Source organism: Marinobacter sp. es.048, from assembly GCF_900188435.1.
Classification (GTDB): Bacteria; Pseudomonadota; Gammaproteobacteria; order Pseudomonadales; family Oleiphilaceae; genus Marinobacter.
In genome coordinates, this window is record NZ_FYFA01000002.1 from 1,470,179 (window position 1) to 1,496,013 (window position 25,835).

15 protein-coding genes, 7 tRNA genes and 3 rRNA genes are annotated in these 25,835 nt (G+C 55.6%); all 25 read right to left on the bottom strand.

The annotated features are described in order from the left end of the window. Positions 1–124: 124 nt before the first annotated feature. Positions 125–4,339, bottom strand: a complete 4,215-nt coding sequence (rpoC, locus tag CFT65_RS17860; RefSeq protein WP_088829384.1) for a DNA-directed RNA polymerase subunit beta' — start codon at positions 4,337–4,339, stop codon at positions 125–127. 76 nt (positions 4,340–4,415) lie between these two features. After that, complete coding sequence (gene rpoB / locus CFT65_RS17865) at positions 4,416–8,495, bottom strand: DNA-directed RNA polymerase subunit beta (RefSeq protein WP_088829613.1); 4,080 nt, start codon at positions 8,493–8,495, stop codon at positions 4,416–4,418. 241 nt (positions 8,496–8,736) lie between these two features. Further along, positions 8,737–9,114 (bottom strand): 50S ribosomal protein L7/L12, encoded by a 378-nt coding sequence (gene rplL / locus CFT65_RS17870; protein WP_007154024.1) that lies wholly within the window; start codon positions 9,112–9,114, stop codon positions 8,737–8,739. A 40-nt stretch (positions 9,115–9,154) separates the two neighbouring features. Further along, positions 9,155–9,685 (bottom strand): 50S ribosomal protein L10, encoded by a 531-nt coding sequence (rplJ, locus tag CFT65_RS17875; protein ID WP_064228578.1) that lies wholly within the window; start codon positions 9,683–9,685, stop codon positions 9,155–9,157. Positions 9,686–9,910: 225 nt separating this feature from the next. Further along, a complete protein-coding gene (gene rplA / locus CFT65_RS17880; RefSeq protein WP_088829385.1) occupies positions 9,911–10,609 on the bottom strand; it encodes a 50S ribosomal protein L1 in 699 nt (232 codons plus the stop codon). Between the two features lies 1 nt (position 10,610). After that, positions 10,611–11,042 (bottom strand): 50S ribosomal protein L11, encoded by a 432-nt coding sequence (gene rplK, locus CFT65_RS17885; protein WP_064228580.1) that lies wholly within the window; start codon positions 11,040–11,042, stop codon positions 10,611–10,613. A gap of 117 nt (positions 11,043–11,159) precedes the next feature. Further along, on the bottom strand, positions 11,160–11,693 hold the full coding sequence (nusG, locus tag CFT65_RS17890; protein ID WP_088829386.1) for a transcription termination/antitermination protein NusG: 534 nt from the start codon (positions 11,691–11,693) through the stop codon (positions 11,160–11,162). A gap of 12 nt (positions 11,694–11,705) precedes the next feature. Then, on the bottom strand, positions 11,706–12,074 hold the full coding sequence (gene secE / locus CFT65_RS17895) for a preprotein translocase subunit SecE (protein WP_088829387.1): 369 nt from the start codon (positions 12,072–12,074) through the stop codon (positions 11,706–11,708). A gap of 33 nt (positions 12,075–12,107) precedes the next feature. Next, positions 12,108–12,183, bottom strand: a tRNA-Trp gene (locus CFT65_RS17900). Between the two features lie 37 nt (positions 12,184–12,220). Beyond that, positions 12,221–13,417 (bottom strand): elongation factor Tu, encoded by a 1,197-nt coding sequence (gene tuf, locus CFT65_RS17905; protein WP_088829388.1) that lies wholly within the window; start codon positions 13,415–13,417, stop codon positions 12,221–12,223. 51 nt (positions 13,418–13,468) lie between these two features. Further along, positions 13,469–13,544: transfer RNA gene (locus CFT65_RS17910), tRNA-Thr, on the bottom strand. Positions 13,545–13,558: 14 nt separating this feature from the next. After that, positions 13,559–13,633, bottom strand: a tRNA-Gly gene (locus CFT65_RS17915). A gap of 11 nt (positions 13,634–13,644) precedes the next feature. Next, a tRNA-Tyr gene (locus CFT65_RS17920) sits at positions 13,645–13,729 on the bottom strand. Positions 13,730–13,767: 38 nt separating this feature from the next. Continuing rightward, a tRNA-Thr gene (locus CFT65_RS17925) sits at positions 13,768–13,843 on the bottom strand. A 31-nt stretch (positions 13,844–13,874) separates the two neighbouring features. Further along, positions 13,875–14,543 carry a hypothetical protein gene (locus tag CFT65_RS17930; RefSeq protein WP_228705887.1) on the bottom strand — a complete coding sequence of 223 codons (669 nt, stop codon included), beginning with the start codon at positions 14,541–14,543 and terminating at the stop codon, positions 13,875–13,877. Continuing rightward, positions 14,540–15,274 carry a type III pantothenate kinase gene (locus tag CFT65_RS17935; RefSeq protein WP_088829389.1) on the bottom strand — a complete coding sequence of 245 codons (735 nt, stop codon included), beginning with the start codon at positions 15,272–15,274 and terminating at the stop codon, positions 14,540–14,542. The genes CFT65_RS17930 and CFT65_RS17935 overlap by 4 nt, the downstream gene beginning before the upstream one ends. Beyond that, positions 15,271–16,236, bottom strand: coding sequence for a biotin--[acetyl-CoA-carboxylase] ligase (locus CFT65_RS17940; RefSeq protein WP_088829390.1), 966 nt, complete (start codon positions 16,234–16,236; stop codon positions 15,271–15,273). The genes CFT65_RS17935 and CFT65_RS17940 overlap by 4 nt, the downstream gene beginning before the upstream one ends. A gap of 102 nt (positions 16,237–16,338) precedes the next feature. Then, entirely contained in the window at positions 16,339–18,741 is a 2,403-nt protein-coding gene (locus CFT65_RS17945) for a DUF6160 family protein (protein ID WP_088829391.1), read from the bottom strand. A gap of 20 nt (positions 18,742–18,761) precedes the next feature. Then, on the bottom strand, positions 18,762–19,205 hold the full coding sequence (locus CFT65_RS17950; RefSeq protein WP_228705908.1) for a hypothetical protein: 444 nt from the start codon (positions 19,203–19,205) through the stop codon (positions 18,762–18,764). Positions 19,206–19,306: 101 nt separating this feature from the next. After that, a complete protein-coding gene (locus CFT65_RS19360) occupies positions 19,307–20,284 on the bottom strand; it encodes a hypothetical protein (RefSeq protein ID WP_416376654.1) in 978 nt (325 codons plus the stop codon). A gap of 231 nt (positions 20,285–20,515) precedes the next feature. Next, a 5S ribosomal RNA gene (gene rrf / locus CFT65_RS17960) occupies positions 20,516–20,630 on the bottom strand. Between the two features lie 99 nt (positions 20,631–20,729). After that, a 23S ribosomal RNA gene (locus CFT65_RS17965) occupies positions 20,730–23,621 on the bottom strand. 326 nt (positions 23,622–23,947) lie between these two features. After that, positions 23,948–24,023: transfer RNA gene (locus tag CFT65_RS17970), tRNA-Ala, on the bottom strand. Positions 24,024–24,119: 96 nt separating this feature from the next. Further along, positions 24,120–24,196 (bottom strand) — tRNA-Ile (locus tag CFT65_RS17975). Between the two features lie 89 nt (positions 24,197–24,285). After that, positions 24,286–25,825 (bottom strand): 16S ribosomal RNA (locus tag CFT65_RS17980). Together the 16S, 23S and 5S rRNA genes with 2 tRNA genes alongside form the textbook arrangement of a ribosomal RNA operon. Between the last annotated feature and the right edge of the window lie 10 nt (positions 25,826–25,835).

Genomic DNA, 25,835 nt, shown 5'->3' on the forward strand with positions numbered 1-25,835 from the left:
GTGCAGGGGGTAAAATTTAAGGGACGCAAGTGTAAGCCTGCGCCCCCGGACAGTCAAGATGACTGGTCTCTTTTTGACCACCTCCCGGGTAGGTAACTACCCGGAGGCGGCGCACCGTTCCAACTCAGCTTTCGCGGTTGAGCTCGGCACTCAGAGCTTCTTCCACGTCGGCCGCGGTTACGCCCTGCTCTTCCAGGTCACGCTTGCGGCGACGCTCGTTGTGGTATGCCAGACCGGTACCGGCCGGAATCAGTCGACCAACCACAACGTTTTCCTTCAGGCCGCGCAGGTAATCACGCTTACCGGTAACCGCACCTTCGGTGAGTACCCGGGTGGTTTCCTGGAACGAAGCCGCAGAAATGAACGACTCGGTGGCCAGGGACGCCTTGGTAATACCCAGCAGCAGACGCTCGAACCGTGCAGGCTCTTTGTCGGCGGCATCGGCCTTCTCGTTTTCTTCCAGCACCTGGGTGATTTCCACCTGATCTCCGGACAGCAGAGTCGTATCACCCGGATCGGTGATTTCCACCTTGCGCAACATCTGACGAACGATAACCTCAATGTGTTTATCGTTGATGACAACGCCCTGCAGACGGTAAACGTCCTGGATTTCGTTGGTGATGTACTTGGCCAGTTCCACCACACCCAGCAGACGCAGAATGTCGTGCGGGTTGGACGGACCATCGGAAATCACCTCGCCCTTCTCAACGGTCTCGCCTTCGAAGACGTTAAGCTGACGGTGCTTCGGAATCAGGACTTCGTAGGCATCGCCATCCTTCGGCGTGATCACCAGGCGCTTCTTGCCTTTGGTTTCCTTGCCGAACGACACCATACCGCTGATTTCGGCCAGAATGGACGACTCCTTCGGACGACGGGCCTCGAACAGGTCGGCAACCCGTGGCAGACCACCGGTGATGTCCCGGGTCTTGGAGCTTTCCTGCGGGATACGTGCTACCACGTCACCCAGCTCGATCCGAGCACCGTTGGCCATGGTGACTAGCGCGTTCGCCGGCAGGAAGAAGATCGCGGTACCACCACCTGGCAGCTCCACTTCTTCACCCTTTTCGTCAATGAGCTGGATCGCCGGACGGATGTCCTTACCAGCGGCAGGACGCTCCTTGGAATCAATGACCTCCATGGTGGACAGGCCGGTCAGCTCGTCGGTCTGGGTGCGGACAGTGATGCCCTGGTCCATGTTGACGAATTTCGCGGTACCACCGGCTTCGGCGATGATCGGGTGGGTGTGCGGGTCCCACTTGGCAACCACAACGCCCGCTTCAACCGCATCACCGTGCTTCACCGAGAGAACAGCGCCATATGGCAGCTTGTACCATTCACGCTCACGACCCTGGTCATCGGCAATGGCCAACGCGGAGGAACGGGAAATCACTACCAGAGTACCGTCGGCCTTCTCGATCGACTTCATGTTGTGCAGACGGACGGTACCGCCATGCTTGACCTGGATATTGTCCACTGCGGACGCCCGGCTGGCCGCACCACCAATGTGGAAAGTACGCATGGTCAGCTGGGTACCCGGCTCACCGATGGACTGCGCAGCGATAACGCCCACAGCTTCACCGACGTTGACCTCATGACCACGGGCCAGATCACGGCCGTAGCACTTGGAACAGATACCGTGGCGGGTTTCACAGGTGATCGCGGAGCGAACCCAGACTTCATCCACACCGGCCCGCTCGAGGGTTTCAACGGCCTTCTCGTCCAGCAGGGTGCCTGCCTCGATAACTGCGTTGTCCTTGTCGGTCGGAGTAAACGCGTCACGTGCGGTCACACGACCCAGAACCCGGTCGCCCAGAGGCACTACAACGTCGCCACCTTCGATGTGCGGCGTCATCAGCAGACCTTCATCGGTACCACAGTCAGGCTCGGTAACTACCAGATCCTGGGATACGTCGACCAGACGACGGGTCAGGTAACCGGAGTTCGCGGTTTTCAGCGCGGTATCCGCCAGACCCTTACGGGCACCGTGGGTAGAGATGAAGTACTGGAGTACGTTCAGACCTTCACGGAAGTTCGCAGTGATCGGCGTTTCGATGATGGAGCCATCCGGCTTGGCCATCAGGCCACGCATGCCGGCCAGCTGGCGGATCTGGGCCGCGGAACCCCGGGCACCGGAATCGGCCATCATGTAAACCGAGTTGAACGACTCCTGCATCAGGTACTCGCCATCTTCACCCTTCACCGGCTGTCCGTCGGGCCCGATAACCTGCTCTTTCGCCAGACGTTCCATCATGGCTTTGGAGACTTTGTCGTTGGCGCGGGACCAGATGTCGATAACCTTGTTGTACTTCTCGCCCTGGGTCAGCAGACCGGACGCGTACTGGGTCTCGATGTCCTTCACCTCAGCGGATGCGGCATCGACCAGCTCGTACTTCTCCGGCGGAATCTCGAAATCGTTGAAACCGATGGAGATGCCGGACACGGTCGCATAGTGATAACCCATGTACATCAGCTGATCCGCAAAGATAACGGTGTCTTTCAGGCCAGCATCACGGTAGCAGGTGTTGATCAAGTTAGAGATTGCCTTCTTGACCATCGGCTTGTTGACCAGCTCGTAGGACAGGCCATCAGGCACGATGTCGAACAGCAGTGCACGACCAACCGTGGTATCAACAATCTTGTATTGCTCGGTGCGCGAGCCGTCTTCGGCAATCGCGACTTCCTTGACGCGAACCTTGACGATCGCCTGAAGGTCGACCATGCCAGCGCCGTAGGCACGATGCGCCTCTTTGACGTCGGCAAACACCATACCTTCACCCAGGGCGCTCTTGCGCTCACGGGTCATGTAGTACAGACCGAGTACCACGTCCTGGGACGGTACAATAATCGGCTCGCCGTTGGCCGGCGACAGTACGTTGTTGGTGGACATCATCAACGCACGGGCTTCGAGCTGGGCTTCCAGGGTCAGCGGTACGTGTACCGCCATCTGGTCACCGTCAAAGTCGGCGTTGTAGGCCGCACATACCAGCGGGTGCAGCTGGATCGCCTTGCCTTCGATCAGAACCGGCTCGAACGCCTGGATACCTAGACGGTGCAGGGTCGGCGCACGGTTCAGCATGATCGGATGCTCACGGATGACTTCGTCCAGAATATCCCAAACGACGCCTTCCTCACGCTCGACCATCTTCTTGGCGGCCTTGATAGTGGTCGCCAGGCCGCGATGCTCAAGCTTGGAGAAAATAAACGGCTTGAACAGCTCCAGTGCCATCTTCTTCGGCAGACCGCACTGGTGCAGGCGCAGGTACGGACCAACCACGATCACCGAACGACCGGAGTAATCCACACGCTTGCCCAACAGGTTCTGACGGAAACGGCCCTGTTTACCCTTGATCATGTCAGCCAGGGATTTCAGCGGGCGCTTGTTGGTGCCGGTAATGGCACGGCCACGGCGGCCGTTGTCCAGCAGCGCATCGACTGCTTCCTGCAGCATCCGCTTCTCGTTGCGCACGATGATGTCCGGAGCGTTGAGCTCCAGCAGACGCTTGAGACGGTTGTTCCGGTTGATCACCCGACGGTACAGATCGTTCAGGTCAGAGGTCGCGAAGCGGCCACCGTCCAGAGGTACCAGCGGGCGCAGATCCGGCGGAAGCACGGGCAGCACAGTCATGACCATGTCGCCGGGCTTGTTGCCGGAATACAGGAAGGCCTCAAGAATCTTCAGGCGCTTGCTGAACTTCTTGATCTTGGTTTCGGAGTTGGTCTGAGGAATTTCTTCACGCAGCGTATCAACCTCTTCCTGCAGATCGATACCTTCCAGCAGCTCCTTGACCGCCTCGGCACCCATACGGGCGTCGAACTCGTCACCAAACTCTTCCAGGGCTTCGTAGTACTGCTCGTCATTCAGCAGCTGCCCTTTCTCCAGGGTGGTCATCCCCGGATCGATCACAATAAAGGATTCGAAGTACAGGACCCGCTCGATATCGCGCAGGGTCATGTCCAGCATCAGACCGATACGGGACGGCAGTGACTTCAGGAACCAGATGTGCGCGACCGGGCTGGCCAGCTCGATGTGGCCCATCCGCTCACGGCGGACACTGGCCAGCGCAACCTCAACGCCACACTTCTCGCAGATAACACCGCGATGCTTCAGGCGCTTGTATTTACCGCACAGACACTCGTAGTCCTTGATCGGGCCGAAGATCTTGGCACAGAAAAGACCGTCGCGCTCCGGCTTGAAGGTACGGTAGTTAATGGTTTCAGGCTTCTTCACTTCGCCAAAGGACCAGGAACGGATCATGTCAGGCGACGCCAGGCCAATGCGGATAGCGTCAAATTCCTTGCTTTGGTTCTGGCTCTTGAGAAGATTCAGCAAATCTTTCATCAGTAAAAGCTCCGGATGGCGTTAATCTCGGGCGGGCACTGGTCGTGCCCGCTCACGCTGCCAAAAACAATTCGGCTCACTCGGATTCCAGCTCGATGTCGATACCCAGCGAGCGGATTTCCTTGACAAGAACATTGAAGGATTCGGGCATGCCCGGCTCCATCCGATGATCGCCATCGACAATGTTCTTGTACATCTTGGTCCGACCGTTCACATCATCAGACTTGACGGTGAGCATCTCCTGCAGCGTATACGCTGCACCGTAGGCCTCAAGGGCCCACACTTCCATCTCACCGAAGCGCTGGCCACCGAACTGCGCCTTACCACCCAGCGGCTGCTGGGTAACCAGGCTGTAAGAGCCGGTGGAACGAGCGTGCATCTTGTCGTCGATCAGGTGGTTCAGCTTCAGGATGTACATGTAGCCAACCGTCACCGGGCGGTCGAACATATCACCGGTGCGACCGTCGTACAGCATGGTCTGACCGGTAGTGCTCAGTCCCGCCAGCTCAAGCATACGCTTGACCTCGGCTTCCTTGGCACCGTCAAATACCGGCGTTGCCATGGGTACACCGCTACGAAGGTTGTGGCACATCTCCAGGATTTCCTTGTCGGACAGGGAATCCAGGTCCACCTTGAACACTTCGTCTGAGTGATTGTAGATCTCATCCAGCAGCTTGCGTAATTCAGCCACCTTGCGCTGCTCGTCCAGCATCTGGCTGATACGCTCACCCAGCCCCTTGGCCGCCGCGCCCAGGTGAGTCTCAAGCACCTGACCTACGTTCATCCGCGAAGGAACACCCAGCGGGTTCAGAACCACATCAACCGTGTTGCCGTGCTCGTCGTAAGGCATGTCTTCAATCGGCATAACCGATGAAATAACACCCTTGTTACCGTGACGACCGGCCATCTTGTCACCCGGCTGGATACGACGCTTGATAGCCAGGTACACCTTGACGATCTTCAGTACACCCGGCGCGAGGTCATCGCCCTGCTGAAGCTTGCCTTTCTTGTCGTCAAAGCGCGCTTCGTGCTCTTTCTTGCGATCTTCCAGACCCTGCTCGGATTTCTCCAGCAGCTCGTTCAGGCTCTCGTCTTTCATCCGGAGCTTGAACCAGTCGGAACGCGGCAGCTCGGCCAGGTAGCTCTCTTCGAGGGTCGCGCCTTTGTTCAGGCCCGGCCCGCTGATCACTTCCTGTCCTTTCAACGCACTGTTCAGACGCTCAAAGGTCGCACCCTCAACAATCCGGTACTCGTCTTTCAGGTCCTTGCGATACTGGTCCAGCTGCTCTTTCTCGATGGACTGGGCACGCTGATCCTTCTCGATACCATCGCGGGTAAAGACCTGCACGTCGATAACAGTGCCGCGGGTGCCAGTCGGCACACGGGAAGAGGTGTCTTTTACGTCAGACGCCTTCTCACCAAAGATGGCACGCAGCAGCTTCTCTTCCGGCGTCAGCTGGGTCTCACCCTTCGGTGTGACCTTGCCTACCAGAATGTCACCGGGGCCCACTTCAGCCCCAATGTAAACAATACCGGACTCATCCAGCTTGGACAGCGCGCTTTCACCAACGTTCGGAATATCCGCGGTGATTTCTTCGCTACCCAGCTTGGTGTCCCGAGCCACACAGGTCAGTTCCTGAATGTGGATGGTGGTCAGGCGATCTTCCTGAACCACTTTCTCGGAAATGAGGATGGAGTCCTCAAAGTTGTATCCGTTCCAGGGCATGAATGCGATACGCATGTTCTGCCCCAGGGCCAGCTCACCCAGATCAACGGATGGACCGTCTGCCAGCACGTCGCCACGGGCAATCACGTCGCCCTGACGCACAATGGAGCGCTGGTTGATACAGGTGTTCTGGTTCGAACGGGTGTACTTGGTCAGGTTGTAGATATCCACACCTGCATCACCCGCTTCGGTTTCCTCGTTGTTGACACGAACCACGATACGGGCCGCATCGACGCTCTCAATAACGCCACCACGACGGGCTGTTACACAGACACCGGAGTCCTGTGCCACCGTACGCTCTACACCGGTACCTACCAGCGGCACCTGGGAACGCAGGGTCGGAACAGCCTGACGCTGCATGTTCGCGCCCATCAACGCCCGGTTGGCGTCGTCGTGCTCCAGGAACGGAATCAGGGATGCCGCGACCGATACGACCTGGCGCGGAGATACATCCATGAAGTTAACGCTCTCCGGCGGAGTAACGGTAAATTCGTTCTGGTGCCGAACGGTAACCAGCTCGTCGGTCAGACGCTTGCTCTTCTCGTCCATGGCAGCGCTGGCCTGGGCGATAACGTAGTTGCTTTCCTCAATGGCGGAAAGGTAAACCACCTCGTCCGTAACGACACCCTCAACCACCTTCCGGTACGGGCTCTCGAGGAAACCGTAGGAATTTGAGCGGGCATAGGTCGCCAGCGAGTTAATCAGACCGATGTTCGGACCTTCCGGCGTCTCGATCGGGCACACACGGCCGTAGTGGGTCGGGTGTACGTCACGAACCTCAAAGCCGGCACGCTCACGGGTCAGGCCACCGGGGCCCAACGCAGAGATACGACGTTTGTGCGTGACCTCGGACAGCGGGTTGTTCTGGTCCATGAACTGAGACAGCTGACTGGAGCCAAAGAATTCTTTAACCGCGGCAGCCACCGGCTTGGCGTTAATCAGATCCTGCGGCATCAGGCCTTCGCTTTCAGCAAGACTCAGACGCTCACGGACCGCACGCTCAACCCGTACCAGACCGACGCGGAACTGGTTTTCGGCCATTTCGCCAACGCAGCGAACACGACGGTTACCCAGGTTATCGATGTCATCCACATTGCCCTGGCCATTGCGGATATCGATCAGGGTCTTAAGGACGTCGATGATGTCTTCATGGGTCAGCGTGCCTTCACCAGTGCTCTCTTCACGACGCAGGCGACGGTTGAGCTTCATCCGGCCAACCGCAGACAGGTCGTACCGCTCTTCCGAGAAGAACAGGTTGTTGAACAGGTTCTCTGCCGACTCCTTGGTGGGCGGCTCGCCCGGGCGCATCATCCGGTAAATCTCAACCAGCGCTTCCAGAGGCGTGCGGGTCGGATCGATACGCAGGGTGTCGGACATGAAAGGACCACAGTCCAGATCGTTGGTGTAAAGGGTTTCGATATCCTTTACACCAGCGTCGAGAATCTTGGTAACCAACTCTTCGGTCAGCTCCGAGTTACACTCAACCAGGACCTCACCGGAAGCCTGATCGATCATGTCCTTGGCCAGAACGCGGCCATACAGGTACTCGGTTGGCACCTCAAGCTCGTTGATACCGGCTTTTTCCAGCTGCTTGATGTGACGGGCGGTAATACGGCGGCCTTCTTCAACAATCACGTTGCCGTCATTGTCTTTGATATCGAAGGTCGCAATGTCACCACGCAGGCGGCTCGGCACCAGCTCCAGCTTGCACACTTCCGCGCCCAGGCTGAATTTACTGGTTTCGAAGAACGTCTCGAGCATCTGCTCAGACGTGTAGCCCAAGGCCCGCAGTAGAATAGACGCCGGCAGTTTGCGACGACGGTCGATACGAACGAACACGGAGTCTTTCGGGTCGAACTCGAAGTCCAGCCAGGAACCACGGTAAGGAATCACCCGGGCAGAATACAGCAGCTTGCCCGAGGAGTGGGTCTTACCCTTGTCATGGTCGAAGAACACACCCGGAGACCGGTGGAGCTGGGAAACAATAACACGCTCGGTACCGTTGATAACGAAGGTACCGTTCTCGGTCATCAGGGGCATTTCGCCCATGTAGACTTCCTGCTCTTTAATGTCCTTGATCGCCTTGTTGGACGATTCCTTATCGTAAATGATAAGGCGGACCTTCACCCGCAGCGGCGCTGCATAGGTTACGCCCCTAAGCTGGCATTCCTTGACATCAAAAACCGGCTCGCCAATACGGTAACTCACGTATTCGAGCGCGGCATTGCCAGAGTAACTGACAATCGGGAATACGGATTTGAATGCTGCGTGAAGACCGGTTTCCCGGCGGTCTTCAGGAGCGGCTTCCATTTGGAGGAAGTCCCGGAACGAATCCAGCTGAATAGACAGCAAATAGGGGACGTCCATCACGGAAGGCAATTTACTAAAATCTTTGCGAATCCGCTTTTTCTCAGTGTAGGAGTAAGTCATCTGCATTCCCCAGCTTTAGACCTGATACCTGGTATCAAGAAGCAACCATTGTTCTGCTTCGGGGCCGAATTGCTCGGCTTATCGCGCCGTCTTGAACAAGACTCTGGCTGTAGGTTATGGATCTGACATCAACCTGCAATTGCTCACCAGACTCTATAGCATATACAACAGAAAAAGGCCGGTGGCCCAAAGCCACCAGCCTGTCCATGCTTATCGCACGGTTTCGATCAACAGCCGACTCTTACTTGAGCTCAACAGAAGCGCCTGCTTCCTCGAGCTTCTTCTTGGCTTCTTCAGCGTCGTCTTTGCTAGCTGCTTCCTTGATAACGGAAGGAGCGCTGTCGACCATTTCTTTCGCTTCTTTCAGACCCAGGCCGGTCAGTTCACGAACGGCCTTGATTACGTTGACCTTCTTCTCACCAGGACCGGTAAGAACAACGTCAAATTCGGTCTGCTCTTCAGCAGCAGCGGCTTCGCCACCGGCTGCAGCAGGTGCAGCAGCAACAGCTGCAGCGGCAGATACACCGAACTTCTCTTCCATTGCTTCAACCAGCGCAACAACGTCCATTACGCTCATTTCAGCAATTGCGTTCAAAATGTCTTCGTTAGACAGAGCCATGACTTTCTCCCAAAAATATAAAAAATGGTGTTCAACAGAATCAAGCAGCTTCTTGCTTCTGGTCGCGAACTGCCGCTACAGCACGAGTCACTTTCGAAGGAACTTCGTTCAGTGTCCGTGCCAGCTTGGTGATCGGTGCCTGTGTTACAGCGGCCAGCATTGTCAACGCTTCGTGACGTGTTGGCAGCTTGGCAAGACGGTCGATCTGGTCTGCACCCATCAGCTCTCCGCCGACGGCCAGTCCCTTAATCTCGAACGCTTCTTTCTCCTTGGCAAAATCCTTCAGCAGACGCGCTGCCGCGCCCGGATCTTCCATAGAGAATGCCAGAATGGTCGGACCAACTAGCGCTTCATCAATGCACTCGAACTCTGTACCACGAATCGCGATCTTTGCGAGGTTGTTACGAACAACCTTCAGACGCACGTTTTCGGCACGAGCTTTGGCACGAAGCGCCGTCATGTCACCAGAGGTAACACCACGGTAGTCAGCCATAACCACAGACAGAGCACCACCGGCAGTCTCGTTGACTTCAGCGACGATCGCTTTCTTGTCTTCGAGTCTAATTGCCACTGGATTTCTCCTCGATTTCGCCGGGTCTTCCCGGCAAACCCACATATACCCCTCGCGGGGCTCCTAACGGTGTTTGGGTTCAGAGAGAACGTCTTCACACCGTCTGCGCAGGCGTTGCTTTAACCCTTGCAGCACTTCCAGTCAGACCGGAAGTGCTTCGGGGGCCTGCGGTCTTTGACAGCCTTGGCTTCCGCCCAGACTACAAAGTAACCACCGATCACAGGATCAAATAGCGAGACCGCTCTGATCGATAGTCAGGCCAGGCCCCATAGTCGAGGAAACGGTGATCTTCTTGAGATACACACCTTTCGCCGAAGAGGGCTTGGCCTTTTTCAGGTCTGCTACCAGAGCTTCAAGGTTTTCCTTGATGTTCTGTGCAGAGAATTCAACGTTACCCAGCGGAGCGTGGATAATGCCGTTTTTGTCGGTGCGGTAGCGAACCTGACCAGCCTTGGCGTTTTTGACCGCAGTCTCAACGTCAGGTGTCACGGTACCGACCTTCGGGTTCGGCATCAGGCCACGGGGACCGAGGATCTGGCCCAGCTGACCAACAACACGCATGGCGTCCGGAGTGGCGATGACCACGTCGAAATCCATGTTGCCTTTCTTAACTTCGTCCGCCAGATCGTCCATACCCACAATGTCTGCACCAGCGGCCGTTGCTTTCTCGGCATTGGCGCCCTGGGTGAACACAGCAACACGAACGGTCTTGCCAGTGCCGTGGGGCAGAACAGTGCTGCTACGAACAACCTGATCGGACTTCCGTGCATCAACGCCAAGGTTGACGGCCACGTCAACAGACTCTTTGAATTTCACGTTCTGACCCAGCTCGACCAGCAGTGCAACTGCCTCGTCAACAGAGTAGGAACGGGTAGAGTCTACCTTTTCACGAATAAGCTTCTGACGCTTGCTCAGCTTTGCCATGTTACAGGCCCTCCACGTTCAGGCCCATGCTGCGGGCGGTTCCTGCAATGGTACGTACCGCTGCGTCCATATCGGCTGCAGTCAGGTCCGGCTCTTTGGTCTTGGCAATTTCTTCAAGCTGCTCGCGGGTCACGGTACCGACTTTATCGGTATTCGGACGGCCAGAGCCACTCTTGATGCCAGCAGCCTTCAGCAGAAGAACCGGTGCAGGCGGAGTCTTGGTAATAAAGGTAAAGCTGCGATCACTGTAAACGGTGATCACTGTCGGAATCGGCAGACCAGGCTCCATGTCCTGGGTCTGGGCGTTGAACGCCTTGCAGAATTCCATAATGTTCACACCGCGCTGGCCCAGAGCGGGACCAACGGGGGGACTCGGGTTGGCCTTACCGGCAGCAACCTGAAGCTTGATGTACGCTTCAATTTTCTTTGCCATGATAGATCTCCTATGGGTTCAAACGCCTCTCGGCTCCCCGTTTTTACAACTGCTAAGAGCAGACACAAAAAGCCCGCGTCGCTTGAGCGCGCGAGCTTTCAGCTTTCCTGTTACCGGTCAGTCTTTCTCGACCTGCCCAAACTCCAGCTCTACCGGAGTTGAACGCCCAAAGATCAGAACAGCAACCTTGACTCGACTCTTGTCGTAGTCAACTTCCTCTACCACACCATTAAAGTCCGCAAACGGACCCTCAACGACGCGAACAACCTCGCCCGGCTCGAACAGCGTCTTCGGCTTGGGCTTATCAGCACCACTTTCAACCCGACGCAGGATCGCTTCCGCTTCCTTCTCGGTGATCGGTGCAGGCTTATCCTTGGTACCACCAATAAAGCCAAGGACTCGCGGAGTATTCTTAACAAGATGCCACGTCGCATCGTCCATTTCCATCTGGACCAGTACGTACCCGGGGTAGAACTTGCGCTCACTCTTGCGCTTCTTCCCTTCTCGCATCTCGACGACTTCCTCGGTCGGAACCAGGATTTCGCCGAAACGGTCTTCCATCTCGTTCAGCGCAACGCGCTCCCTGAGAGTGCGCATCACCTGCTTTTCAAAGCCAGAATACGCATGAACGACGTACCAGCGCTTAGCCATTGCACACTCCTGTTAACCGATAAACCCGGCGACCAGCCAGCTGATCAACGAATCCATACCCCACAACAACAGAGCCACAACCAGCACAAACACCACAACAATAGCTGTCGTCTGCACGAGCTCAGGCCTGGTGGGCCATACCACTTTCCGGATCTCTACTCTCGCTTCCTTCAACAGCGTCGCAAAGCGACGACCGCGGTCGGTCTGAAGGGCAACAAGCGCCGCCACAATTGCGAGACCTACAAGAGCCAGAACCCGATACAGCAGAGACTCGGCACTATAATACTGATTCCCCACCACACCGATGGCGATCAGAACGAAAACAACCAGCCACTTCAGGAAATCGAAACGGCTGGCTGACTGAACGGCTTTTGACTCCATAGGAATCAACTTATGTATCCGGATGTTAAAAAATGGCAGGCCAGGAGGGAATCGAACCCCCAACCTGCGGTTTTGGAGACCGCTGCTCTGCCAATTGAGCTACTGGCCTGCACCGAAACAACTCAGCGCACTTACTCTCGAGTCAATTACTCGATGATCTTTGCAACCACTCCGGCACCAACGGTACGACCACCTTCGCGAATCGCGAAGCGCAGGCCATCTTCCATGGCGATCGGAGCAATCAGGGTAACACTCATCTTGACGTTGTCACCCGGCATAACCATTTCCACACCTTCCGGCAGCTCGCAAGAACCGGTTACGTCGGTGGTACGGAAGTAGAACTGCGGACGGTAGCCCTTGAAGAACGGAGTATGACGACCGCCTTCTTCTTTGGACAGCACGTACACTTCGCACTCGAACTTGGTGTGCGGCTTGATTGTGCCCGGCTTACACAGAACCTGACCACGCTCAACGTCATCACGCTTGGTACCACGCAGCAGAACACCCACGTTCTCACCAGCACGACCTTCGTCCAGCAGCTTGCGGAACATCTCAACACCGGTGCAGGTAGTCTTGACGGTATCCTTGATACCAACAATTTCCACCTCTTCACCAACCTTGATAATGCCACGCTCAACACGGCCGGTCACAACGGTACCACGACCGGAGATAGAGAAGACGTCCTCGATCGGCATCAGGAACGGCTGATCGATCGCACGCTCCGGCTCGGGGATGTAGTCATCCAGAGCCTCTACCAGCTTCTTGACAGCGGTAGTGCCCATCTCGTTGTCATCTTTGCCTTCCAGCGCCATCAGCGCGGAACCAGTCACGATCGGAGTGTCGTCACCCGGGAAGTCGTACTGGCTCAGCAGATCGCGAACTTCCATCTCGACCAACTCGAGCAGCTCTTCGTCGTCTACCATGTCCGCTTTGTTCAGGAACACAACGATGAAGGGCACGCCAACCTGACGGGACAGCAGGATGTGCTCACGAGTCTGCGGCATGGGGCCGTCAGCTGCGGAGCAGACCAGGATCGCGCCGTCCATCTGCGCCGCACCAGTGATCATGTTCTTCACATAGTCAGCGTGGCCCGGGCAGTCTACGTGTGCGTAGTGACGGGTCGGGGAATCGTACTCAACGTGAGAGGTCGCGATAGTGATACCACGCGCACGCTCTTCCGGTGCGTTATCGATCTGATCAAACGCACTGGCAGATCCTGTGCCCCACACTTCGTGACACACACGGGTCAGGGCGGCAGTCAAAGTGGTTTTACCATGGTCAACGTGACCAATGGTGCCTACGTTCAAGTGCGGCTTACTGCGATCAAACTTTTCTTTAGACATTCGACCAATCCCCCTAGTCAACCTGGACCGTAACGCTGACCGGATAAATAATGGAGCTCATGGGCGGATTTGAACCGCCGACCTCACCCTTACCAAGGGTGTGCTCTACCAACTGAGCTACATGAGCATTACAAAACAAATTGGAGCGGGCAGCGGGAATCGAACCCGCGTCATCAGCTTGGAAGGCTGAGGTAATAGCCACTATACGATGCCCGCGAGCAATTTAGTGGTGGAGGGGGCAGGATTCGAACCTGCGAAGGCGATGCCGTCAGATTTACAGTCTGATCCCTTTGGCCACTCGGGAACCCCTCCGAGTCGGATTCGCCAATGCAAATCCGTCAAAACTTAAGTGGAGCTGGCGGACGGAATCGAACCCCCGACCTGCTGATTACAAGTCAGCTGCTCTACCAACTGAGCTACGCCAGCTCACATTCGCCTCGTCAGCGAGGGCGGTATACTACGGATTTTTTTCTGGCGTTGCAACACCCTCACAAGGCCTGATTTCAACGAAATCAAAATTGCTGCCGTAATCCGCTTTCACCGCCTGAACCAGTTCTTCAGCGAGTTCTGGTTCAGCCTCAAAAGAGAGCGCGTAGCTTATCTGATTTCGGGGGAAGTTGACCAGTACCGCATTAAGATTCTGACGTTTTTTTTCTTCCAGCACGGATATTGCAGATTCCCTTGATTCGAACAGGCCCAGGGAAATGGCATTGCGGTTTTCGCCCTCGGTGACCAGATAGGAATCAATTCCCTGGCGCTGAATGTCTCGAAATTGCTGCAACGCAACATTTTCAGGCTGGGGCGGGATAAGGACCCAGTGCAATGGCGGCAGCTCCCTTTCGACCTCTTCAACCTTGAAGCCAGCCTCTTCTGCAAGGGGCTGATTATCCACGAGCCTCCGAGCGAGCTCCGCACTTTCTATCCAGCCAAGCCGCGCACATGACAGCTCAGCCTGCCCCGGAGGCACCCCCATCTCAACATCCCGGAGCTCCGGTGATTTCAGGCTGGCCACCCTCGGCAAACTGCCACTGGCGACTTTGGCCATTTCACCCGAGGGCCCGACGAAGTTCGGCAGGTAAAAAACACCAACACTCACCAGGACCAGCACAAATGCCAACCACCTCATTCGGACGTGTCCTCAGCATGAATCGCACGCAATCCTGACAGCACAAGGTCACCGCGATGGATACCAGGGAGCCCAAGGCCGACCAGCCGATTCGCGTCGCCGCCAGTCACCAGCAAATCGGACAGGGCATACTTTCGGGCGTCCGCGATCACGCGCTCAATCATGGCGCCAGAGAGCCAGGCAAGACCATGGTTCACGCATTCTCCGGTACTCCTCCCCGGATCCGTTGCCAACCCCTGTTCAGGGTCGAACCAGATTCGAGCCGCGTCGGTCCGGAGGCTCCGCAACATCATCTGCAGGCCGGGCAGAATATAACCACCCAGGTGCTGGCCATGCTTATTCACATAATCGACAGTGACGGCGCTGCCAGCATCCACCACCACGAAGCCCTGCTTGTGGTCCAGCCATGCACCGTACATTGCATGCCACCGATCCGCCCCCATTCTTGAGACGTCCTGGTAGGCGTTTATCAGGCCGTTACGGGCCTGTTCGGACCAGTAGAACCGAACCGGCGCGGGACAGAGCTTAGCAAGCGAATGCATCAGACGCTCACGCCTTTCCTCAGAAGCGACGGTAGATATTGCAACGCCTCTGACCTGCTTGATGAGCTCTCCGGCGGAACTTAACGGGTTGTCTTCTTCCAGTGAGCCTGTACCTGATGCCAGCGTCTGACCCTGGTCATCAATACACCATTTCAACCGGGTATTGCCTGCATCGATAAAGAGCTTCATGACACTACTCGCAGACTGATTTCCCCTGCGCGCACCGGAACAATCCCCGCTTGAGTCCGGATCCGATAGTTCCCGGCATCATCAATACCGCAGCCCACGCCTTCCACATCTCCGCCTCGAGCCTGAAGCGATTTCCCGATAAAGATATCCCGGCGCTGCCAGGGCTCCCGAAAATCCGCGAAACCGACATCTGAGAACAGCGGCACGGCATCCAGGACAGCATCAATAATGGCGCTGCCAATCTGATTCCGGGACCAGTCCACGTCCGGGCACACCCTGGCAAGACTGCTCCAGGGTTGATCTACACCATCCGCCCGGGACATGTGAACGTTAAGGCCGATGCCGGCAATCACTTGCACTACCCCTTCCTCCAGCTCGCCCTGAAGTTCCACGAGAATACCGCCAAGCTTGCCATTCGGCAGGAAAATATCATTTGGCCATTTAAGCCCAACATCAGGCACTCCGAGTCGCTCCAGGGCATTGGCCACCGCAACACCCAGCACCAGGCTCAATCCATCCAGAACTCCGAAACCACCATGGAAAGTCAGCCCCATACTGAGATACAGATTTTCACCTCGAGGGCTTTGCCACACCCGCCCTCGTCGCCCTCGCCCGGAAGTCTGGCAGTCAGCCATGACCACTGGAATAGCCTTGGTCCCGGCCGTGATCTGCCGGATCACCTCGGCATTGGTTGAATCCACTTCGTCGAGTACGGTCAGCGCAAGATCCTTTTTCCGACTGGATGCGATGCCATCAAGCACCACCGCCCGGTCGAGCAGGTCAACCCGTGATACCAACTGGTATCCGCGCCCACGGATCGTGGCAATCTCAGCCCCCTCCTCCATCGCCCGGCGGATCTGCTTCCAGATCGCCGTGCGACTGACCCCGAGTTTCTCGGCCAATGCAGCCCCCGAGTGGACCTGTCCGTCACTGAGCAGCTCTATAAGTGCTTTGGATTTCATAAGACGCATCCAGCCATGAGATTGGGTAAGGCCGGATTAAACACCAGGGAAAAGAAAAAAACAAAGTCAGCAGCCGGGCTTTGCGAAACAGCTGCCGACAAATCAGGGAATCGGTGTTGCGGTCAGGTTGGCCTTGATATCAAAGTTCTGCATTTTTACGCCATAAACAGCAGTCTGTGGACCGCCAACCGGGTGAACCAGATCGATGTTATTAATGGAGAGTTCCTTTAACTGGCTTCTCGCCTCCACCGCAAAGCCAAGCGGTCGATTTTCGGTTTCCTGGAGGGTCGGATTGGTCACATAGCGATAACCGGCTGCGAATGAGCCATCCATGATTTTTTCGTCACCGCGGTAACCAACCACACCCATAGCGTCCGGACCGTCCGCCTTTTTCACAACCCGGGTCTGATAAACATCCACGGCAAGATCGGTCCGCACACCAAAAGAATTATCCTCAACACCGTCACCATCGAAGTCGCCGCCATCGCTGGTATGGATATCGTCGAGAACCAGACGCATGCCCGTTCCGTTCATGGCTTCGCCAGCGCCATTGGTTTGCCGATTAGTTTCCCAGATCAGCGCGTTTTTTCGGTCCTCACCGGCGGCCTTGGCAAACACCTGCTTCAACCGGACAGTCAGCCCTTCCTCACCCCGGGTTTCCCAAACGCCCCCGGAGGCGGCACAGGTGGATGGGCTGTCACCCATGCCACCGGCGCAGACATTACCGGCGCCTCCAGGCGCTACTGTCATACTGATGCCGGTTTCGTATTTCTGAACCACGAAACGACCAAAACTCTGACCGGATTCCTTGTTGCCGATCCTCACGTTGCCGATATCCATGGTGCTCCAGGCTTCACCTTTGATAATCGCAAGCCCCTCCTCCGTAACATCGACTGTCATGTCGCTGACGTGGGCGTCATAATCCAGCTCGGTAATCCAGAGGCCCTTCTGGGGGACCTCACCGTTACCCTGATCATAAGGCACAGCGATAACCGCGGCTCTGCCATCGCGAATCCGGACATCGGAATTGATGGTGATACCTTCACCCGATGTACCGCCGGCACCAAGCGTCATATGGCCATCCAGCTCGAACTCGTAGGCCGGGTAGAACCCCAGGGCCAGCATCAATTCTGTACCACCCTGCAAGGGGGCATCCTCACGTCCCACCCGCAGGCCATTGATCCGATAACCCGCACTGATATCCTCAAAACCGATGCGCAGACCATCGAAGAATTTGGTGCCATTGATAACATCATCGCGAGTTACGTTGACCGTCACAGCGCCCTGGCCCCAGGACTGCAGGCCACTGAAGATCACCCGATTGCCGTCTTCGGTGTAGCTGAAATCGGCGAGCCGCAGACTCCATTCGGCACCTAGCCGCAAGCCCTGGGGGCTGGCGTCAGGGTGTCCGCAACCCTGCAGATAGACGGCATTGGTATAATTGCGGCCGTTGAATACCTGATCCTCAAGCAGAAAGCTGACATTCACCTGAGCGATACTCTTGCCATTGCCGCCAAGCTCAATGGCACCGATGCTGAACTGCCCGTCCATTGAACCAAGGGACAGGGCGAGAGCCGAGCGGTTCCGCCAGTCGGCCGCCACGTCCAGCCGGAGGTCGTTGATCCGGTAGGCACCGGTGACGTCGCGAAGGACCAGGGCCTGTCCGTCGTCCCGGTAACGAAAGGAAGCGGAATGGATGACTGTTTCGTTATCGATGCGAAGGCCCTCCCCGGTGCGCCCGCCTGCGGTAAACCTTGTGCTGGAAGAGAGATCATAACTTCCGCTCAGGCTGCCATAACTGGGCAGCGGCTGGCCGGTGCCGGAATCAACGGAGACGCCATGGTTCAGGGGACTGTTGCTGTAACGGATCGCGCCTACTTCCCAATCCCCAGTTAGTCTGGGCGCATTCAGAGTCAGAGTGTCGCCTACCAGGTCCAACGTTACACCCAACGCTTCCACGTTCATGGTGATATCGTCCAGAAAAACCTCATTGCCATTGGTGCGATACCCGAGGCGACCACCGGTCATGGTGTAGGCAGAGTCAAACGTGTAGCCAGAGCCACCAACGGAGCTTCCCTGGCTTATAGTCAAATACCCTTCCAGAGAATGATCGAAGAAGATGCCCCCCATACTGACACCAGGCGCCCCTGCAAGCAGGATATCACCGAACTCGATCCGGCGGTCTTCAACCAGGTAATCGAGATTAAGGGACGCATGCTCCTCAATATCTATCTGGATGAGATGAAATGCCTGACCCGAAGGATCAAAGGCTGAACCGATACGGAAGCCTTCGAGATGAATGCCATTGCCATCATCAATAAAAGACAACCGATCTGCGGTCAGGCCAAGATCGAGCTCCACGGACAAGCCACTCTGGCCACTGATGCTTGCCAGAGTAGAATCGTCCAGGCTTTTCATGTCAGCGACCACCGGGGAGGCGAGGATCACACAAAACAGCCCGCTGGCAATCGGGGCAAGTTGTTTTATGCTATCTGGCGCGCCCATAACCGTTAACCTCTTCAATCTCATGGATTCCCCGTCGGAAACACGAGCAGGTTACCCTCCATCACAACGTCCCCTCGCATATCGACAGAGAATGTGTCGGTCTGCTGAAAGCCAGGGTCGGTGGGCCGGGCCGTGCTGCTCGAGGAAATCTTGAATTGAACGTCGTTGAACCGAACAGTATTGGGCAGCCCAAGCTCCAGCACATCCCGATTGAACAGCTCGCCATCACCACCGAACCCCGAATCGACTGTGCGGACCCGCAGTGTCAGGCCCTCAAACGCGAAATTGCCCCGAATGTCATCAAGCACCATCCATCCGCCGTTTTCTTTCAGACGGTAGGCAAAACGGGCGCCACACTTCCTGTCCACGTCATCACAACGTCCGAAATAACTGCTCTCAACCGGACCGCCCATTTCATTGATGCTGATGTCGCCGGACAGGTAGATCCCCCCTTGGCCTGAGATCCCGGAGAGAGCTTCATCACCTAGTCAGGAGAGTTCTGCGAGAGTCGGCAGCGGAAGCAGCAAAACCGTTGGAGTGAGCGACGTGCTGCGCATGATGTAGTTCATTGGCTCAGATCCCTCGTTTTAATATTGAGATGCTGTATCAGCATTCCTTGTATGCGGGCAGAGTCAAAATCGTGGTCGCCAACACTGAAATTTCCGGTCTTCAGATTGCTGCGAAATTCCGGGTTGATGTAATAAAACTCGTAAAAATCCCAGGCTGCCGCATCCCTGCTACCCCTGAAACCGTCAGCACCGATCCCGCCCGGTTGAGGGCGTCGAGTCGGGGCCACCTCCAGCACAAAGTTTCCACTGTCATCAACGTCGAAGAATACCGGCTGAAGCTGGTTGCCCATGGCCAGCTCAAAGGCAAAATTGCTCATCAGTATTCGTGAGCCGCAGGTGGAGCCGTCCTGTGTGCAGGCATTGATAGTCAGGAGAACAATCAGTTGGTCAAACAGATTCCCGGAAGAGTCTGCCTGGGAGAGTCCCTCACCGCGGTCAATGATATCCACGTTCACATTCCCGGTCAGCGTCTCAATCTTGCCGGAGAGAACACCCATTGATTCACCGAATCCCAGTCGGAAACCGACGACTTCGTCGGTATCTTCGTCGAAGGCAAACTCGAGGAAAGGATTCTGGATGAAAAAAGGAACGATCTCCCCTTCGGCATAGGCGCTGCCGTCGTGCTTTCGGTGGTTCGGAGCTTTGGGGTTGGCGTCAAAGTAAGCCTGATTGTTGATGTAGCCAAGGGCGAAATCCTCGATATAGACATCCGAGGTGCCCGGCTTTTCACCATCCCGTTCGTAACGGCCCATTTCCAGGACATCCACATTGGCCTGGATGTCGATATCCATTCCAAGATTGACCCGGGTATAAGCGGTATTGTCGTTGGCATCAGGATGGTATTGGCGGTCAACCGATACAAAAGCCTGCCCTGTGACCTCTGACATCTGTTGATCTGAAATCGGGCGCAGTGCGGCGTTGACCCCCGAGGCCAAAAAAGGCAGAAGGAAAAACGAAGAAATTTTTTTACTCATAGTCACATCTCACCGCTGCCGCTTTTTATTTTTGGCGGCTGATTTAAAGATGGCTGATGAGCGTCTCTGAGGCTGGCTTGGATTTTTGATGTTGTTTTAGCCAGTTCTTTTACAGAGGTTTAACCGCGGTTACATGTTGTCACTGTGCACAGTGTCATGGTTTTGGGATTTGCCGAATTTCAGGCAATAAAAAACCCCAGCATCGAGGATGCTGGGGTTTAGGAATTAGGAGCCTGACGATGACCTACTCTCACATGGGCAACGCCACACTACCATCGGCGCAGGTCTGTTTCACGTCTGAGTTCGGGATGGGATCAGGTGGTTCCAGACCGCTATGGTCGTCAGGCAAAACGGTTGATCACTGGGGGACGAGATGGAGCTGAGTGATGTTGATTTCGTATGAGCGGTTAGGCTCTGCGTTATCCGCAATTGTCTTGGGTGTTATATAGTCAAGCCGCACGAGCAATTAGTATCGGTTAGCTCAACGCCTCGCAGCGCTTACACACCCGACCTATCAACGTCCTGGTCTTGAACGGCTCTTCAGGGACCTCAAGGGTCCAGGGAGATCTCATCTTGGAAGGGGCTTCCCGCTTAGATGCTTTCAGCGGTTATCCTATCCGAACATAGCTACCGGGCAATGCCACTGGCGTGACAACCCGAACACCAGAGGTTCGTCCACTCCGGTCCTCTCGTACTAGGAGCAGCTTTCCTCAAATCTCCAACGTCCACGGCAGATAGGGACCGAACTGTCTCACGACGTTCTAAACCCAGCTCGCGTACCACTTTAAATGGCGAACAGCCATACCCTTGGGACCGGCTTCAGCCCCAGGATGTGATGAGCCGACATCGAGGTGCCAAACACCGCCGTCGATGTGAACTCTTGGGCGGTATCAGCCTGTTATCCCCGGAGTACCTTTTATCCGTTGAGCGATGGCCCTTCCATACAGAACCACCGGATCACTATGACCTACTTTCGTACCTGCTCGACGTGTCTGTCTCGCAGTTAAGCGGGCTTGTGCCATTACACTAACCGCATGATGTCCGACCATGCTTAGCCCACCTTTGTGCTCCTCCGTTACGCTTTGGGAGGAGACCGCCCCAGTCAAACTACCCACCACACAGTGTCCTTAACCCCGATAAGGGGTCGAAGTTAGAACCTCAAACATGTCAGGCTGGTATTTCAAGGTTGGCTCCATGAGAACTGGCGTTCCCACTTCAAAGCCTCCCAGCTATCCTACACAAACATGCTCAAAGTTCACTGTGAAGCTATAGTAAAGGTTCACGGGGTCTTTCCGTCTAGCCGCGGATACACCGCATCTTCACGGCGATTTCAATTTCACTGAGTCTCGGGTAGAGACAGCGCCCCCATCGTTACGCCATTCGTGCAGGTCGGAACTTACCCGACAAGGAATTTCGCTACCTTAGGACCGTTATAGTTACGGCCGCCGTTTACCGGGGCTTCGATCAAGAGCTTCGCGCAAGCGCTAACCCCATCAATTAACCTTCCGGCACCGGGCAGGCGTCACACCGTATACGTCCACTTTCGTGTTTGCACAGTGCTGTGTTTTTAATAAACAGTCGCAGGGGCCTGGTATCTTCGACTGGCTTCAGCTCCACCCGCAGGGGTATCACCTAACACCAGCGTGCCTTCTCCCGAAGTTACGGCACCATTTTGCCTAGTTCCTTTACCCGAGTTCTCTCAAGCGCCTTGGTATTCTCTACCTGACCACCTGTGTCGGTTTGGGGTACGGTCTCGAATAGCCTGAAGCTTAGAAGATTTTCCTGGAAGCATGGCATCAATGACTTCCCGCTCTAAGAGCAGTCGTCGTCGCGTCTCGAGATTGTGGACCCGGATTTGCCTAAGTCCACTCCCTACTCGCTTAAACCGGGACAACCGTCGCCCGGCTCACCTAGCCTTCTCCGTCTCTCCATCGCAGCTATCCAAGGTACGGGAATATTAACCCGTTTCCCATCGACTACACCTTTCGGTCTCGCCTTAGGGGCCGACTCACCCTGCGCCGATTAGCGTTGCGCAGGAACCCTTGGTCTTCCGGCGTGGGAGTTTTTCACTCCCATTGTCGTTACTCATGTCAGCATTCGCACTTCTGATACCTCCAGCATGCTTCTCAACACACCTTCGCAGGCTTACAGAACGCTCCCCTACCCCGCATACAAAGTATGCAGCCGCAGCTTCGGTGACCAGTTTGAGCCCCGTTACATCTTCCGCGCAGGCCGACTCGACTAGTGAGCTATTACGCTTTCTTTAAAGGATGGCTGCTTCTAAGCCAACCTCCTAGCTGTCTGAGCCTTCCCACATCGTTTCCCACTTAACTGGTACTTGGGGACCTTAGCTGGCGGTCTGGGTTGTTTCCCTCTTCACGACGGACGTTAGCACCCGCCGTGTGTCTCCCGGATAGTACTCACAGGTATTCGGAGTTTGCATCGGGTTGGTAAGTCGGGATGACCCCCTAGCCGAAACAGTGCTCTACCCCCTGTGGTATTCGTCCGAGGCGCTACCTAAATAGCTTTCGGGGAGAACCAGCTATCTCCGGGCTTGATTAGCCTTTCACTCCGATCCACAAGTCATCCCCTGGCTTTTCAACGACAGTGGGTTCGGTCCTCCAGTTGATGTTACTCAACCTTCAACCTGCTCATGGATAGATCGCCCGGTTTCGGGTCTATGCCCAGCGACTAAATCGCCCTATTCAGACTCGGTTTCCCTACGGCTCCCCTAAACGGTTAACCTCGCCACTGAACATAAGTCGCTGACCCATTATACAAAAGGTACGCCGTCACGGAACAAGTCCGCTCCGACTGCTTGTACGCATACGGTTTCAGGATCTATTTCACTCCCCTCACAGGGGTTCTTTTCGCCTTTCCCTCACGGTACTGGTTCACTATCGGTCAGTCAGGAGTATTTAGCCTTGGAGGATGGTCCCCCCATGTTCAGACAGGATATCACGTGTCCCGTCCTACTCGATTTCACCAAACTCAGGTTTCGGATACGGGGCTATCACCCACTATGGCGGCACTTTCCAGAGCCTTCTCCTACCAGTTGTTTAGCTTAAGGGCTAATCCCCGTTCGCTCGCCGCTACTTAGGGAATCTCGGTTGATTTCTTTTCCTCGGGGTACTTAGATGTTTCAGTTCCCCCGGTTCGCCTCTTACACCTATGTATTCAGTGCAAGATACCCGACCGAAATCGGGTGGGTTTCCCCATTCAGAAATGCCCGGATCACAGCTTGTTTGCCAGCTCCCCGAACCTTATCGCAGGCTTCCACGTCTTTCATCGCCTCTGACTGCCAAGGCATCCACCGTATGCGCTTAGTTGCTTGACTATATAACCCCAAGACAACTGATCACGAAGTCGCGTCTTCACCAGGCAAGCCTGATGGCAACGTTTTCTTCGAGACAGCCACTTGAAGCAATAGAACAACCACTTCAACGACAACACCGGATAACGCTTGAAATCGTTATCACTCTGATCAATGAATTCCGGAGATAATGGAATCCATCAATCGTGTTCTATCTCGTCCAATTTGTTAAAGAGCAAATCTGACCCAGTGATCAGAAAGAAGATCTTCAGCGATAACTCTTAATCGAGTCACACAACTGAAAAGCTTGTTTCTGTACACTGCTAACCTAAGTTAGTCAGTAAAATGTTTGGTGGAGCTAGGCAGGATCGAACTGCCGACCTCCTGCGTGCAAGGCAGGCGCTCTCCCAGCTGAGCTATAGCCCCAATATAAAGCTATCAAGAATTGCGTAGATCTAGGCGTGTTCGGGCGCCACATAGCCTGCTATGCAAGTCCGGACACAACGACGAGCTACGTAATTCTGGTGGGTCTGGGTGGACTTGAACCACCGACCTCACCCTTATCAGGGGTGCGCTCTAACCACCTGAGCTACAGACCCAAAACACGGGCCTGCAAAGACCCATCTGCTCTCTTTATTAGCCAACCAAGTAATTCGTGTGGACTCTGACCGAAGCATTCGGCTTCGTTTAAGGAGGTGATCCAGCCGCAGGTTCCCCTACGGCTACCTTGTTACGACTTCACCCCAGTCATGAACCACACCGTGGTGATCGTCCTCCCGAAGGTTAGACTAACCACTTCTGGTGCAATCCACTCCCATGGTGTGACGGGCGGTGTGTACAAGGCCCGGGAACGTATTCACCGTGACATTCTGATTCACGATTACTAGCGATTCCGACTTCACGCAGTCGAGTTGCAGACTGCGATCCGGACTACGATGCGTTTTGTGAGATTGGCTCCCCCTCGCGGGTTTGCAGCCCTCTGTGCGCACCATTGTAGCACGTGTGTAGCCCTGGCCGTAAGGGCCATGATGACCTGACGTCATCCCCACCTTCCTCCGGTTTGTCACCGGCAGTCTCCCTAGAGTTCTCAGCCGAACTGCTAGCAACTAGGGATAGGGGTTGCGCTCGTTACGGGACTTAACCCAACATCTCACGACACGAGCTGACGACGGCCATGCAGCACCTGTGTCAGAGTTCCCGAAGGCACCAATCCATCTCTGGAAAGTTCTCTGCATGTCAAGGCCAGGTAAGGTTCTTCGCGTTGCGTCGAATTAAACCACATGCTCCACCGCTTGTGCGGGCCCCCGTCAATTCATTTGAGTTTTAACCTTGCGGCCGTACTCCCCAGGCGGTCTACTTAGTGCGTTAGCTGCGCCACTAAGACTTCAAGAGTCCCAACGGCTAGTAGACATCGTTTACGGCGTGGACTACCAGGGTATCTAATCCTGTTTGCTCCCCACGCTTTCGCACCTCAGTGTCAGTATTGGTCCAGAGTGCCGCCTTCGCCACTGGTGTTCCTTCCTATATCTACGCATTTCACCGCTACACAGGAAATTCCACACTCCTCTACCATACTCTAGCCTGACAGTTCGAAATGCCGTTCCCAGGTTAAGCCCGGGGCTTTCACATCTCGCTTATCAAACCACCTACGCGCGCTTTACGCCCAGTAATTCCGATTAACGCTTGCACCCTCCGTATTACCGCGGCTGCTGGCACGGAGTTAGCCGGTGCTTCTTCTGTGAGTAACGTCAAGGCTGGCCAATATTAGTGACCAACTTTTCCTCCTCACTGAAAGTGCTTTACAACCCGAAAGCCTTCTTCACACACGCGGCATGGCTGGATCAGGGTTGCCCCCATTGTCCAATATTCCCCACTGCTGCCTCCCGTAGGAGTTCGGGCCGTGTCTCAGTCCCGATGTGGCTGATCATCCTCTCAGACCAGCTACGGATCGTCGCCTTGGTAGGCCTTTACCCTACCAACTAGCTAATCCGACATAGGCACATCCAATAGCGCAAGGTCCGAAGATCCCCTGCTTTCCCCCGAAGGGCGTACGCGGTATTAATCCGGGTTTCCCCGGGCTATCCCCCACTACTGGGCAGTTTCCTATGCATTACTCACCCGTCCGCCGCTCGTCAGCATCTAGCAAGCTAGATCTGTTACCGCTCGACTTGCATGTGTTAAGCCTGCCGCCAGCGTTCAATCTGAGCCATGATCAAACTCTTCAGTTTAAATCATACA